This is a genomic window from Actinoallomurus sp. NBC_01490, from assembly GCF_036227085.1.
GTDB lineage: Bacteria > Actinomycetota > Actinomycetes > Streptosporangiales > Streptosporangiaceae > Actinoallomurus > Actinoallomurus oryzae.
On sequence record NZ_CP109433.1, the window covers coordinates 9,753,365 to 9,765,929 of the forward strand.

Below are 12,565 nucleotides of genomic sequence, written 5' to 3' on the forward strand. Positions count from 1 at the left end.
GGCACTGGCTTCCGGTAGCTTGAGTGTTCAGTCTGTCGAAGACTCGTCGTCGCCCATCAGGTCATTGAGCAAGGTGTAGCCGGGCATGAGCTCTCCGGGACGAAGCGGCACGGTGAAGACCTCGGGATCCTCGAAGACCGGCTCGCCGTTCGGCCGGCGAGCGTAAGCGACCCTGCCGTAGTCCACACCATCCGCGCGGTCGAATGCCATCCAGGTGATGGCTTCTTGCTCCCCTGGCCGCAGAGGATGGGGAGACACCGACCGTGTCGCCACATCACGTTCGTTGATCACCCATACCTGCGGTACCGCCAGTACCCAGCGTTCCACATCGATACGGCGGGCGTGCACTGCGGCTCGGTGCTCGAAGGCCGCAGCGGCGCTTGGATCCAGGACGTAGTCATAGTCGGTGAGCACCAGGGGACGCTGCCCTTCCATCGCGAGGATAGCCAGATACTCTCCGGCCTGGATGTGGTGCTCCGCCCGGCGCACCGTCTTGAAGAGCAAGGCCACAAGGTCATCATTCATGCACGGGCCGCCTCCCCTTCCGGCTCTAAACCAGCGTCCCCAGGAGGCGCTTTCGCGCCGGCTGATGGACCCGGAGGCTCGTCTCACGCCGATCCGATGTCGCAGGCGTCGGGCGTCTACCGTTCAGACCAGGCATCGTATCGACATCAGTCCGCCGAGAGGCCTCATCGGGCGAGTCTCGTGCATGGCGGTCTCCTGACCCGCTGGAAGGAAGGACGAGGAAGGGGTTCGCTCTTGGAGCGAGGGAGCGTACCGTTCCCGCACATGAAGGCGTATCATAAAGAACGATCGGTTCCATCCGTGTCTTTGTCAACCGTATGGGTTTTCCGATCAGGAGGCCGACTCTCCAAAGGGGAGTCGGCCTTCCCAACTTCGGACGATAGTCTTCCCAGATCGTTCAAAGCCATGTGAGCGATACATCCTTTAAGGCTCCCGGGCCGCCGCTTCGACGAACGCGCCCAATCGTTCTCGTAAAGCTTCGGCGGTCTGCGTGGCCTCTCGCAAGACCTCGATGGCCGCGTCAACCCCAAATGCGGAATCTTCCGTGATATGGCGGACTTCTTTGGGCGGGGACGCGAGCGTTACTGATACCGGCGCCCGAACATGTAGCAGGAAGTGATAGCTCCAATCATCCCCGTCATCGACGAATTCAATGGCCACTTCCACTTCTTCTGCAGACATCAGAATCCCGGGCTGGTCTTGGGCGCAGCGCACCAAGGAGGCGATGGTATCTTCCTGACCGGGCTCACGAGGTTGCCAATCCATGCCGATCTGCGGCATCGACGTGGACACCGAAAGATCGCGACTAGTGTTCAGGTCGGCGAGTTCATAGGTCACGATCAGGCTCGTCACCCAGTCACGCGCCGCCTCCTCGTTGAGAGTGAATGATGTCATCGGTGAATCCGTTCTCGCTATTTGATGGTGGACCATAGGGAAGGTTCCATGTAGGTCTCTTTTCGGTCCCGCCCTGCTTATTCAGTGGCGTGCTTGATTCTGTTATCGCGCGATTCCCACTTGCCGGTCCGGTGCTGTGCCGGTGCTACGTCCACGTCTACAACTACGAACAGGGCCACGGGTGGTGCCTGGCCGTCGTTGTACCCGTCCGGTTCTTCCCAGATCAGGCTGACGCGGTAAGTGATATGGCACCGGCAGCACATCGCCGCACGTTCTTGCTGCTCATTGGGGGCCGGTAGCGTGATACGCCGTCCGCAGCAGGGCGTCTCGGTGGTGATGTGCTTATCGGTGTGGTTGAGCAGATCGCGTAGGGCGCGCACACCGGGTGCCAGGCGATCCAGCAGCCCGCCGGAGGTCACATCGAAGGTGGCCGGCGCCGTCGCGGTCTCCGCGGGCGCCCACTGCGAGCGGTGCTGTTGCAGTTCGGCCGGCGCATCCTCGAGCGCGCGGTGGGCATAGCCGAGGTTGTACCCCTTCCTGAATAGGGGGTGCGACCGCTCGGCTTCGGGCAGGTCGGACAGATTCGGGTGCTCGGTGCCGGGGTTCGTCATGTCGACCTCTTGCTGTTGATCAGCCCGGCTACGGCCTCAACGATCACCAGGACCTGGTCATGGTTGAGATTGGTGATGTGAACCTCGTCCAAACGGTCCGTCTCATCGCGGCTCTTCAGGGCGATCACCACGTGTGGGGCTCGGCCGTACCGGTTGGTGCTGACCGCCTGGTCGAGCTCAGCGGCTTTCCCGTGGGCATCGGCCTGCTCCCAGGACAAGTCACCGTCAAGCAACTCGCGCGCCCGCAGCAGCGTCGCGAGCCTTCCTGCGAGCCGGGCGTCGTGGTCCGCTCGGGCGGCGGCAAGGATGGTCGCGTCCTCTCGGACCGTCGGCAGCAGTCTTCGGCTGATTTCGCGAGCCATCCGTTGTGGTGTCTTGGCCGTCGAAAAATGGATCACTGGTTGCTGACAGCCGTAATCGCCCGGCAGATACCGGCCGACGCCATGGTGGATTCCGCGTACGGTCACTTGCGCGGGCCCAACCTGAACGCACAGCTCGATTCCGTCGGGGGCGTGCAGCTCCCAGCGTCCCGCGTTGTGGTGACGGTCCTCGGCGAGGGCCCAGCCCTCGCCCAACGCCTCGGCGATTTGCGCGACCAGTGCCCGGGTCTGCGCGCTGGTCATGCCAGGGTCCTCCCAGCGGATGAACGGCATCACCACCACCCCGCCGGACATGAAGGATCTAGACCAGCGGTACCCGTGAAGTCGAGAACCTGCTCGCACAGCTCAACCCGGCCGGGCCTGTGGTGTGAGGATCGGTTTCTGTCCATGTCTGGCTACTCCTCGCGGGCGTGGGGTGGCCACCGGTCCAGTTGGCGCCGGACGGGTGGTCTCTCAACGTGGTTACGGCCGAGGTCGGCTTCCTGGCCGGCCTTGACGCCTTGGCGGTAGGCGCTGGAGTTGGAGTTCTTGGGCCTTCGTGGCTTTTTCAGCCGGGGGAAACGCCGTTTGAATTCGGCGGCCACTCTTTGTTCGCGGGTGACCAGGACGAGTTCACGGCTCGCGGAGACGGAGTCTCCTGAGGCGGCCTCGGTGTGCAGCTGGTCTGCGTAGTCGCCATGCTCTTGCTGAAGCTTTTCCTTGATCCCTCTGCCGAATCCGCGCATGAAGCTGCGCCGGGCGGTGGCGGTCTCTGCGGTCCGCTCGTGCGGTGCGAGCCAGGACGGGAGCTTGGCCGCGTGGATCCGGGCGGCTCTTGCGGCGGCCCCTTCCATCTGCACCAAAACTGCCGGGAGGAGGATCTTGAGGTTCTCGATCGTGGAGACCGGCCCGACGATCCGGACCCAGCGGATCCGGTTGCTGGAGTCATTGCTCAGGTAGGCGGTCTCGCAGCCCATGCCTTGTGCGACGTTGCCGAGTGCCCAGGCGCGTTCACGTCCGTGACCGCCGCGGCCCGTAACCGGATGGTCGTATAAGACGATGTCTTCTACAGGCTGGTCGTCTTGGCCTTGATGCAGGTCGGCTTCCTCGATCTCGTATTTGAACATCAACGCACCGGCGCGGGCGAATGCATTCGCGCGTTCTCCGTCCGGCGTATCGGGGTGCTCCGCCAGGGCGAGTAGGTGCCGGATCTTCTGCTTCTGCCGGTGCTTGGTGGTTTCGTCCATTTCGATACCTCGATTCGGAATACGGCCAGGCAGGCGGAGACGGGCTTGGCTTGCTGCCCCCCTGAGGGCGTGGTTTGGCCGGGTGTGGATCAGCGCCTGGGCCGCAGATGCGCGTTGAGCGCTATGTACAGGTCGATGAGTTCGCCGAGCGTTGCGCGTGCCCGAGCCTCTGCGTCGAAGTCCGGGTCGGGGGCGAGGCTGGAGGTGTGGTTGAGCTCGATGGCGTGGCGCTGAAGACGACGAGCGAGACGGCCCACCGCCGACCAATCGATCGAGTGAGGGCGTGTCGCGCTGGACTGATGGAACGGTGGTGCGTCGGTGACGTCGACGACTTGGTAGGTGGCCTGACCGGGCACGACGGCGATGCCCAAGCGGGCGGTCTCAGCGAGAAGCGTACGCACGTAAGACTTCTCCGCCTCGCCGAGCCGAGGCGACAGGCTCATCACCAATTCCTCGACACAGGCGGCGAGTTGCCGAGCAGCGTCGGCGAAATCGTCCCATTCCTGTGAGTGTCGGTCGGTGCGGTTGCCGTCGTGGGAACGGCATGTGATCGTGTAAGGCATCAAAGACTCGCTTTCCGGAGATTTGGTCGTGTGCGATGCCGCCCGGAAGCGCAATGTGAGCGAGGCATCCAGGCCACCGCGCGGATGCGGGTCCTACGCTTCGTAAGCGAGGTGAACGAAGACCTCGTAGGCGATTCGCTGATTAGGAAGGAATTGGGTGCGGAGGGCTATCTCCTGCACACCAGGTTGAGTCGGTTCACGGATGAGAACCATCGGCCAGCGCTGCCCGCGAGCTGGTAGCGGTATCCGCTGGCCTCCGCGACATCGAGAGTGCGGATGGGCGACCGCGCCGCGTGCCACGAGGAATGTCCGGCCACCACAACAGGGCATCGGGCTCCCAACGCGGAACAACCCGCCAGATCCGGTGGAAATCTCGCCGTGCAGCGTGAGCCACAGCGGTACCGCTGCCTCGATCACGCCCGCGCGACCCGGGTGTGGGAGCGCCGACACAGCCGATCTCCTCCGGTGGCATCTCAGCTCACCTCGACCTCGATCGCGCCGGTGAAGATGTCGTCCAACTCCAGGCGTGTCGCGCCCGGAATGTCGCGCTCGGCCAGCACGATCTCGATCATGGCGTCGGCGAACCGCTCCGCCGCCACGCGGGGAATCCATTGCCGGCCGTCGTCGTATCCGGCCGCGATCCACGCCTCGACGAGCAGATGCCGGGCAGTGTCGGCTTTGGATCGGTCGATGCGGGCTCCGGCCTCCAGCCGTTCTCGAGCGCTGGCCGTTTGCCTCGGCTGAGCGGTGTCCCTCCATCGTTCCAGTGCGCTCGCCGACCAGGTGGCGTAGTCCTCGCGCTCGCCCGCCAGCCGGGCGAGCGTCTTGAGGATCTCCTGGACCGCACGCGGCGAGTCCGTCGTGATATGACTCCTAAAGATCATTGACGCTCCTCCCATTCACCTCGCGGTTGATCGGGAGCCGTGACGCACACAGGACGCTTCGTCGCCTGACGGAGATCTATGTGTGAGATTTCCTGCTTAAAGGAGCCAGCGGGGACGTCTGCATTCGCGCAGGAACAGACGCTTCGGCCCATCTGTCCTTTTTGGAAGCCTCGGTGAATCTCCTGGCACTCAACGCACTCGGGATCGCCCATGTGGACCGGATTGGTTAAATGCCGGGTGGTGGCGTGGTGCTGGTCACGGCACAGGCACAAAAGATCGTGGCGGGTCAGCCCGGTGTGGGTACCGTCGCGTACGAACGCGCGCACCGCTTCGACGAGCTTGGGAATGCTCCGGTTGGGGACATTGCAGACCGGTCCTCCATACTCGCCCTCTGTATAAATCAGCTCGACGCTCCAGCCTTGGTTGCTTCCGCCCAGCGGGCCATCCATGACACCGACCGACAAGAAACCCAGCCCTTCGATCGGCACATAGATGCAAAAACAGACGCCGCCATGTGCTCGATGTAGGCGTTTCCGAATTCCTCCCTCAGTGCGGCCACGGCATCGCCCACGCCGGGCCATTCGTCGTAGTTCACGGCCAGTCCTCCCCATCGATTGGCCTCCAGCGCCGGTAACGGAGCACCGTCCCGGGCGTCGGCTCAGCCCAGTGATCGTCGGTGCCGCGCAATTCGGGGTTCAGGACGTGAAACCAGTCCCCGTTGTATTCGGCGACCGGGTCGCCGCATCCACATGCCGCCACAGCCGTCTGCCCAGCGGTGACGTGGTCAAGGTGAGCGCCAGCCAGACGCACCGCTGCCCGGCAGCGCCAGCCTGCGAGGCGTTCGCTTCCCAGGCCGCTCGCAGCAGCGAGGCGACGGTTGTTCGGGCCCGCGCCATCAGCGCCAGCTCGCACAGGGTTGATCGCCCCCACTAGGTTCGGGTTGGAGCGGGGTTGGATTCGCCGAGACCGACTCGTTCCCGCGTCGATGTCGGGTAATTGGTGTGCACGCATCCGGCTCGGCGCACCCGCCGCTGACCGGTGAGTTGAATCGGCCGCGCTGGGTAACCGGATTTATCGGTTCGTCAGCTCGCCTTTGGCGGCGCTGTGGATCCCTTTCGCCGGACCTGCACCAGCGCGCAAGGGTGCGCTTTCCGCTCACGCCGGGCGGTAGCGCCGCGTCACAAATAAGGAGCTGGCCGCGTTGGTGCCGCACTGGTCACAATCTTGCCGGTGCGACACCCAACGGCGGAGAATGGGTCAGGCAGCAGCGCGGACGCTGATGGGCTCGCCGCGTACGGCGGCCAGGGTGCGCAGGGTGGCCTGGTCGAGCTCGTCGACGCCGCCGGTGACGGCGCGCAGCATGTTGCGCTCGACCCGCCCGGCGCCCCGGACGATCTGCTCGTGGTGGGTGTAGGTGTTGACGGCCTGCATCACACCCCAGGCGGTGTTCCGCCAGGGTGAGACCCGCGTGTCGTGATTCCACAGCCGCGTCAGCGTGTCGCGCTTGTTCTCGGCCATGGTGCGCTTGCGGCCCTTGTCCTCCTCCGGCAGCGGCGCGTGGGCGTCCAGGAACGCAGCCCATTGGGCGTCGCTGACCTTGGTGTTGCACAGCGCGGTGACCTCAGCGGCGAAGTCGTCGGCGACCTGGTAGATGATGTGGAGCGCCTCGCGGGCCTGGCCGATGCGCAGCTTGGAGTTCCGCGAGTGCTTGATCTTGATCTGCTGGCCGGCCTCGGCAAGCCCGGCGGCCATCGTGTTGTCGCACACGATGTTGGTGATCGCCCGCTTGAATGTGGTGGCCAGCGACCCGTCGAAGCTCGTGGCGCCGAACAGGTGCGGGCGGAACTCCACGCCTTCGGGGGTGGTGATGTTGTCGGGGACCTCCACGCTCACCCAGGCGACCGCGCCGTTCTTGAGCAGCCCGGCCGACCCGATCGACAGGTCGTCCTCCAGCAGGGTGGCGATGGTGTTGATCAGCCACTCCATGTACGGATGCGGCTCGTATCCTTCGGTGAAGATTCCCATGACGTGGCCGTTGTCGGACCGCAGGATGGCCTGACGGCCCGGGGCCTCGACCAGCCCGCCGGTGACCGGGCTCTCCACATACACCGCGCTGGAGACCGCCTCCCAGCCGAAGAGCCTGCGCTTGACGGCCTCGACCGGGACAGGGCCGACGTAGTGGTTGGGCTCGTCGGCTTGCAGGTCGGCTCGGTAGTGCCAGGCCGTACCGCGCTTTTCGGTGAAGCCGATCAGCGTGTTCTTGTTGAGCCATTCCAGGCTCTCTTTGGACATGGGCGTGTCCTTCCTTTCCGATCGCGGGCATGAAAAAGGGCGCCACGTCGAACAGATGGCGCCCGGCGGCTCAGGGGTACTGGGCGGTCAGGAGTCCGTGGCCGTTGGCCTGGACCGCCACAGCTCGTAGGCGGTCTTTCACCCTCGGCCGGGTCGGCGTCCATGCCGCCACGGCCTTGGGGGATATCCAAGGCGGTTATTGCTTGTCGCCGCCGAAGATGCGCACCTGGTATTCCTGGTCTTCGTTCAACACCACGACGGGCAGTTCTGTGATGCCTTCGCGTTGGGCGCGGGCCAGCCGATGCCACCCGTCGATGAGCATCGCTGCGCCGTCGGCCTCGCGCAGGCGCACCATGATGAGCGGGCGCTCCAGATCGACCGTGGGCACATGATCCTCATCGAGGCCGATCGCGCCCAGCCAGCCGAACCAGGGCTGCGGATTGAACCGGTAGACGGGCAACTCGGCCGCGATCTGCTGGGCTGCGGTGACATCCCAGCGGTAGGCCAGGAATTGAAACACCTCCCGGTCTCTCATCGTCTCCACCTCCAGTGCGCGCGTTCAGACATGGACGGGGCGGGCGTCCAGCGGCCATGGCTGCGTGCCGTGCTCGCAGGTGGTGACGATGTTGAGCCGATCGGTGCGCACGAACGAGAAGCCCACGGCATCGACGCACATCGCCACTCGCTCTTCGCTGTCATCGCCCTCGCCGAGCGCCACGACGTCCCCCACTGATAGGGAGCGCAGGCGCCGATCGCGGTAGGCGCGGGCAAGGGTGGCCATGCGGCCGGTCAGTTCATCGGGGCCGAGGTTGCATGCGGTCCAGACCATCTCGGCCAGCGCTGAGGCGAAGACCTCGTCACCGAGGTCGATGTCGGCTTCGAAGACATGCACGATCGGGTGGCCGGACTCGTATCCGTCGAAATTGATCATTCGGCCCGCTTCGTCGCGGGCCACGTTGTGGTACACGCTTACGCGCATGGGTCACCTCCATGGCTTGTGGTGATCGGGTTGCGCACGCAGGTCACCGACGGCCGTACCGCGACCGACGCGTGAGATCGAAGCTCCCGGGCATTCAGCCCACCGATGGCCTGCGCCGGACCGGGAGCGATGACAACCGGACGGCTTCCGTAGAGATCTACTTCGGTGGCTATGCCGCAGCCCCGCCTGCACGGATTCGTGGGTCACGAATGCAATGACCAGGTGCCGGGCGCGGGCACGTCCAGGGGGTAGCTCGGCTCGTGCCGGTCATCGGCGCAGCGCGGGTCCTCGGGCCGGTAGGTCCATGCCCGGCCGTCGTCGTCGATCACGGCCTGGCAGCCTGGGCGGGTGCACCGACGCTGGTCGGGGTGGAAGACGATCGCATAGACCAGTCCGCTGCCGGAGCAGACCAGCAGATTCAATTCCCCGTCCTTCGAGACCCGGGTATCGGCACCAAAGCCCATTGAGAACAGGTGTGACACGTTGCGCTGCCAGGATGCGACCGCGTCCAGATACTCGCGCGAGCTGGATCCGAACGCCACAGCGAGCCGGTCGCAGTAGGCGGAGGCGGCAGCGATCACGTCGGTGGCCTCGCGGGTAACGGTCAACACGTGCTCGCGTGGACGGTGGTCGATGGTCGGACGCAGCGGGACAGTGACGGTGGGATCGTCGTAGCTGTCCGGCATCAGGTTCATAAGCTCAAGCGCTATCTCGGCGCGAGTACCGAAGGCATCGGCGCGGCCCTGGCAAGCGCTGGCGATCGCGTTCCACTGAGGGGCGGGGATCGCATATTCGCTGGGATCGAGAGTGCGGTCGGGTCCGTAGTTGGCCAGCGCGTCCCCAGCGGCCGTTAAAAGCGCACCGAATAGGTGCTGGACGACGGCAGCGAGAATCTCCCTGGTATTCCCGGCGCCCTCCACTGCGTTCAGCGTCGCTGTGAGCTCACTGCGGCTCAGCGCTCGCCTCACCCGGTACGCGGGCGGTGCTGGCACGATCCATCACCTCGCTTCGTCGCGGCGAACGCCGGTCGGCGGCTGCGCCTGGTGAGCCGCGTCGATGAACGCCAGGTCAGCGGCGGCCTCCGCGGCGCTCGTGTAGGCGCGGCTGGCGGCGAATGCACCCTCGAATCGGGGGTCCAGCCAGAAGATCCGCCACTCCTCACCGTCAACGCGCAGTTCGAAGGCACCCCACGGCTGGGTGAGCCGGCGGATGGTCCTGCCCCAGTGACGGTCGATGCTCTGTGGTGGCGGCAGGTGCCAGATGGTGGGCCAGCCCAACGCCCCCAGCACGAATACCTGCGTGATCTGGCCGTCGGGGCCGTAGTGTGGCGCGCGGTACTCGATCGCCCGTCCCCGCAGCCGGTCTCCCGCGTGGGCGAGGTAAGCGAGATGCTCACGGGCGAACTCATCGCCGGTCTCGGTGAGGTAGGCGGTCAGCCAACTCCGGTAGGTGCGCAGCGCGTCGTTGAAGTCAGACGCGATGGTGAACTCCGCTTCCGGGCCATCGGCCCGGACGATCACATAATCCATGGCATATCGCTCCAAATAGAAAAAAGACGCATGCAGGCGATCCGCCTGTACGCGTCCTGTTGGTGGTGCAATCCCAGGGACCAGGGTCGCCGTTGGGTTTGACCTCGGCTAACGCAAATCGTGGCTCGGATATCTGTTTCAGGTGCCTGATCTCTGGTGGAAAAACTGCGATATTGATCGCGCCTATAATAAAAATACGCTGGGCTACTTAGCCGTACACGGTGGAGGAGGGGAACAGCTCGTCCAAGAACGCACTCAGGCTCTGGTGGAGAGGCCGCGTCCGGTTCGGATGTTCAGCGTGATCACATACGATCTGCGCGGCTTCATCCCCCACTCCATAGACCGACCAGTGACCATCGGAATCCAGCGTCAACCACAGCGGCACGGTCGCTTCGATGACGCCGACGCAGCCCTCTTCCGCGCAGGGGTATCCGTTACGGTCCGGCACCGGCATGTCCATGACCGCACACCTCCTTTCTGCTCTTCGCCGCTTCAGGGAGCACCGCTGTGGGGCGTCAGGGTTCACCCTCCGGGCGGCCCGCACGGGGAGCACACGACCGGATCGAGGCAGGCTTGTTCCAACCTGGAGCCCGGGTGTCGGCGTACTCATGCGAAAAGCTTGATCAGCCTCAAGAGGTGAACGAAGAGCCTCATTCGTGAAGAACCGCGCAGGTCAGCTGGGGGCCGGATCGTGATCGCCGGTCCCGCGTAGCTGATCGTTGTAGACGTGCATCCACTCGCCGTCGTAGTAGGCGATCGGCTCGCCGCACCCGCAGGTGCCGTGTGCCTGGATTCCATCGGTGACCTCCAGCGCCTCCGCCATGGCCTGCTCATGGGCAGCCTGCTCGTGCGGGGCGGTGAATCGCTCGAGAGAACGCAGCAAGGCGTTGGCTTCAGCCGTGATGCCAGCCAGGACCGCGATGGCCGCCTCGGCGCCGACCTGCTCTCCTGGGTTGATCAGGTTCCACTCGCAAGCGGCGGAGGCCAGGCGAAGCTCACCCATCTCCCCGTTGGCGGGGAGGTCGACGGTGGTGTAGTACGCATCTCCGTTCGGGTCGTCGATGTAGATCAACCCGATCTGAGCCGGACCGGTGAGCAGCCTGTTGCGCTGTGCCGATTCCAGCAACTCGATCACGTCGTTTTCAGCGTCGGCTTCCAGCGGATCCCATCCGGCCCAGCTGGTCTCGGCGGATGGTCCTGATCGCTGCGAGTCTTCTGCGTGCAGCCAGGCGCGCAATTTCTTTTCCTGGAGTTCGAAGGATCCAAGATCCACGTTTTGTGTCCTTTCTCCCCTGTTCGTTTCTGGGCCGCCAGTGTGGTCTGGCGTGCACCGACCGGGATGCCCCGGAGGCACTGATCGGTGTCGTCCGCAGCCGAGGCCGGAGAACGTTCATCGCCGTGCTCCGTGTTCGCCAACAGTGGCGGGTGCTACGGGTGGCTGCGCCCCCTGGTCAGCGGTTTAGCGCGCGGGTCCGTCCCCAGGTGGTCTGCGGTGAGCAGCACAGCTGCGCGGGGTGGTCGGCGGCGGGACAGCCGTTGATGCACCAGGCGCACGCCGCCTGGTTCGTGCAGGTGCCGTCGGTCAAGTTGGCGGTGCAGGCACGGGGATCACACGTGCAACATGGCGGCCGGGTGGTCGACGCCGGGCATTGCGGGTGTGGGTGAGCACAGGCGTGGATTCCCAGGGTGGTGATGCCACCGGGCTGGTACGCCAGCGCTGCGATCCCCCGCGCCAGGGCCGACAGTACCCTTGGCCGCTTGCCGGGGGTGTAGAGAAGCTTGTCGGCGTGGGAGGCGATTCGCTGTCCATCGGCCTCGGCGAGTTCCTTCCGCGTCTCGAATGAGTGGTTACGCATTTCCGCGATGTGCAGCGGAATCAAGCCCTCCAAGGCAACCTGGATGTTCTGCCGGATACGACGGTACGCAGGTCCACCTTCGTCACCGCCAGGCCACTTTTCTGCCCGAGATTCGCCGTTCCGGTTAGGTGTTTTCTTCATGCTTCGTCTTCGCGTTGTTCGCCGTCGGACAGGTCCACAGGTATGGCCACACCCGTCTGGTGGTCATAGATCGTGAAGACGTTCGCGATCGAGTCGGGCCGCCGTATATGTTCCCATGCTTGTCTCGCCGCCGCCTGGGGGCTGGTGTCGGTCACGTCGGTTTCCCAGCGCGCTGTGAACTCACGGTGCGTCAGATCTTCCATATGTTCTCCGCTCGGGTGACGCCGATTCTGGTTGCGTTTTCCATGAGGTTGTTTCTGGTGACTGTTGGGTCCGGTAGCCGGTGTGTCTGGTTCATGGCGCGGGTTCGGCGAGCAGGTTCGGGGTAGGCGGCGTCGGTGTCGAAGGCCACGATGAATTGCCGTACGGCTCCCGGTGGCGGTGTGCACACCCACTGGTAGCCGCTGTCGGGACAATCGATACCGACGGTGGCGTTACCGGCGGCGACGCAAGCCGTGATGGCGGCCCAACGGCGAGAGCTCGCGTGCCCGTTTCTTGATGTACTGGGCGATCGGACATCCACAGGGATCGTGGGGCTTGCCCCGGATGCCTGCCGTGCGGAGCGTGGCGGCGACCTTGCCGGGGCTGTTGCCTAACTGTGCCAGGACCTGCGACAGCCACGATTCACTGAGCATGTCGGTACGGGTCGTCATGACGGTTGCCATCTCCTTTCACGTGTTCACAG

The 12,565-nt window shown here is 64.8% G+C and carries 18 protein-coding genes; 1 reads left to right on the forward strand and 17 read right to left on the reverse strand.

The window, feature by feature from the left end:
* Positions 1–27: 27 nt before the first annotated feature.
* From OG417_RS44715 to OG417_RS44745, 7 genes are all read right to left on the reverse strand, one after another.
* Complete coding sequence (locus tag OG417_RS44715; RefSeq protein ID WP_329242788.1) at positions 28–525, reverse strand: hypothetical protein; 498 nt, start codon at positions 523–525, stop codon at positions 28–30.
* 423 nt (positions 526–948) lie between these two features.
* Positions 949–1,419, reverse strand: a complete 471-nt coding sequence (locus tag OG417_RS44720; protein ID WP_329242791.1) for a hypothetical protein — start codon at positions 1,417–1,419, stop codon at positions 949–951.
* Positions 1,420–1,496: 77 nt separating this feature from the next.
* Entirely contained in the window at positions 1,497–2,030 is a 534-nt protein-coding gene (locus tag OG417_RS44725) for a hypothetical protein (RefSeq protein WP_329242794.1), read from the reverse strand.
* Complete coding sequence (locus OG417_RS44730) at positions 2,027–2,704, reverse strand: hypothetical protein (protein ID WP_329242797.1); 678 nt, start codon at positions 2,702–2,704, stop codon at positions 2,027–2,029. Before OG417_RS44730 ends, OG417_RS44725 begins: the two co-directional genes overlap by 4 nt.
* A 101-nt stretch (positions 2,705–2,805) precedes the next feature.
* Complete coding sequence (locus OG417_RS44735; RefSeq protein WP_329242800.1) at positions 2,806–3,636, reverse strand: DUF2786 domain-containing protein; 831 nt, start codon at positions 3,634–3,636, stop codon at positions 2,806–2,808.
* An 89-nt stretch (positions 3,637–3,725) separates the two neighbouring features.
* Entirely contained in the window at positions 3,726–4,199 is a 474-nt protein-coding gene (locus tag OG417_RS44740; protein ID WP_329242802.1) for a hypothetical protein, read from the reverse strand.
* A 473-nt stretch (positions 4,200–4,672) separates the two neighbouring features.
* Positions 4,673–5,083 carry a hypothetical protein gene (locus OG417_RS44745; RefSeq protein ID WP_329242804.1) on the reverse strand — a complete coding sequence of 137 codons (411 nt, stop codon included), beginning with the start codon at positions 5,081–5,083 and terminating at the stop codon, positions 4,673–4,675.
* A gap of 245 nt (positions 5,084–5,328) precedes the next feature.
* Between OG417_RS44745 and OG417_RS44750 the strand changes: the two genes are divergently transcribed.
* Positions 5,329–5,610: a hypothetical protein gene (locus OG417_RS44750; protein WP_329242806.1), complete on the forward strand. Its 282-nt coding sequence runs from the start codon at positions 5,329–5,331 to the stop codon at positions 5,608–5,610.
* Positions 5,611–6,340: 730 nt separating this feature from the next.
* On the opposite strand, the gene OG417_RS44755 is transcribed toward OG417_RS44750, so the two are convergent.
* The 10 genes from OG417_RS44755 to OG417_RS44800 all read right to left on the reverse strand — a co-directional run bounded on the left by OG417_RS44755 (position 6,341) and on the right by OG417_RS44800 (position 12,533).
* On the reverse strand, positions 6,341–7,375 hold the full coding sequence (locus tag OG417_RS44755; RefSeq protein WP_329242809.1) for a DUF932 domain-containing protein: 1,035 nt from the start codon (positions 7,373–7,375) through the stop codon (positions 6,341–6,343).
* Positions 7,376–7,571: 196 nt separating this feature from the next.
* A complete protein-coding gene (locus OG417_RS44760; RefSeq protein ID WP_329242812.1) occupies positions 7,572–7,910 on the reverse strand; it encodes a ParB N-terminal domain-containing protein in 339 nt (112 codons plus the stop codon).
* A gap of 24 nt (positions 7,911–7,934) precedes the next feature.
* A complete protein-coding gene (locus OG417_RS44765) occupies positions 7,935–8,354 on the reverse strand; it encodes a hypothetical protein (protein WP_329242815.1) in 420 nt (139 codons plus the stop codon).
* A 203-nt stretch (positions 8,355–8,557) separates the two neighbouring features.
* Entirely contained in the window at positions 8,558–9,346 is a 789-nt protein-coding gene (locus OG417_RS44770; RefSeq protein WP_329242818.1) for a hypothetical protein, read from the reverse strand.
* 6 nt (positions 9,347–9,352) lie between these two features.
* Positions 9,353–9,874, reverse strand: a complete 522-nt coding sequence (locus OG417_RS44775; protein ID WP_329242821.1) for a hypothetical protein — start codon at positions 9,872–9,874, stop codon at positions 9,353–9,355.
* Between the two features lie 217 nt (positions 9,875–10,091).
* The gene (locus tag OG417_RS44780; protein ID WP_329242824.1) at positions 10,092–10,343 is read right to left on the reverse strand and encodes a hypothetical protein; all 252 of its coding nucleotides are present in this window, start codon (positions 10,341–10,343) and stop codon (positions 10,092–10,094) included.
* A 213-nt stretch (positions 10,344–10,556) separates the two neighbouring features.
* Positions 10,557–11,156 (reverse strand): hypothetical protein, encoded by a 600-nt coding sequence (locus OG417_RS44785; protein WP_329242826.1) that lies wholly within the window; start codon positions 11,154–11,156, stop codon positions 10,557–10,559.
* A gap of 178 nt (positions 11,157–11,334) precedes the next feature.
* Positions 11,335–11,880 (reverse strand): hypothetical protein, encoded by a 546-nt coding sequence (locus OG417_RS44790; protein ID WP_329242829.1) that lies wholly within the window; start codon positions 11,878–11,880, stop codon positions 11,335–11,337.
* On the reverse strand, positions 11,877–12,083 hold the full coding sequence (locus OG417_RS44795; protein WP_329242831.1) for a hypothetical protein: 207 nt from the start codon (positions 12,081–12,083) through the stop codon (positions 11,877–11,879). The genes OG417_RS44790 and OG417_RS44795 overlap by 4 nt, the downstream gene beginning before the upstream one ends.
* Positions 12,084–12,314: 231 nt before the next feature.
* A complete protein-coding gene (locus tag OG417_RS44800; RefSeq protein ID WP_329242834.1) occupies positions 12,315–12,533 on the reverse strand; it encodes a hypothetical protein in 219 nt (72 codons plus the stop codon).
* Positions 12,534–12,565: the final 32 nt, after the last annotated feature.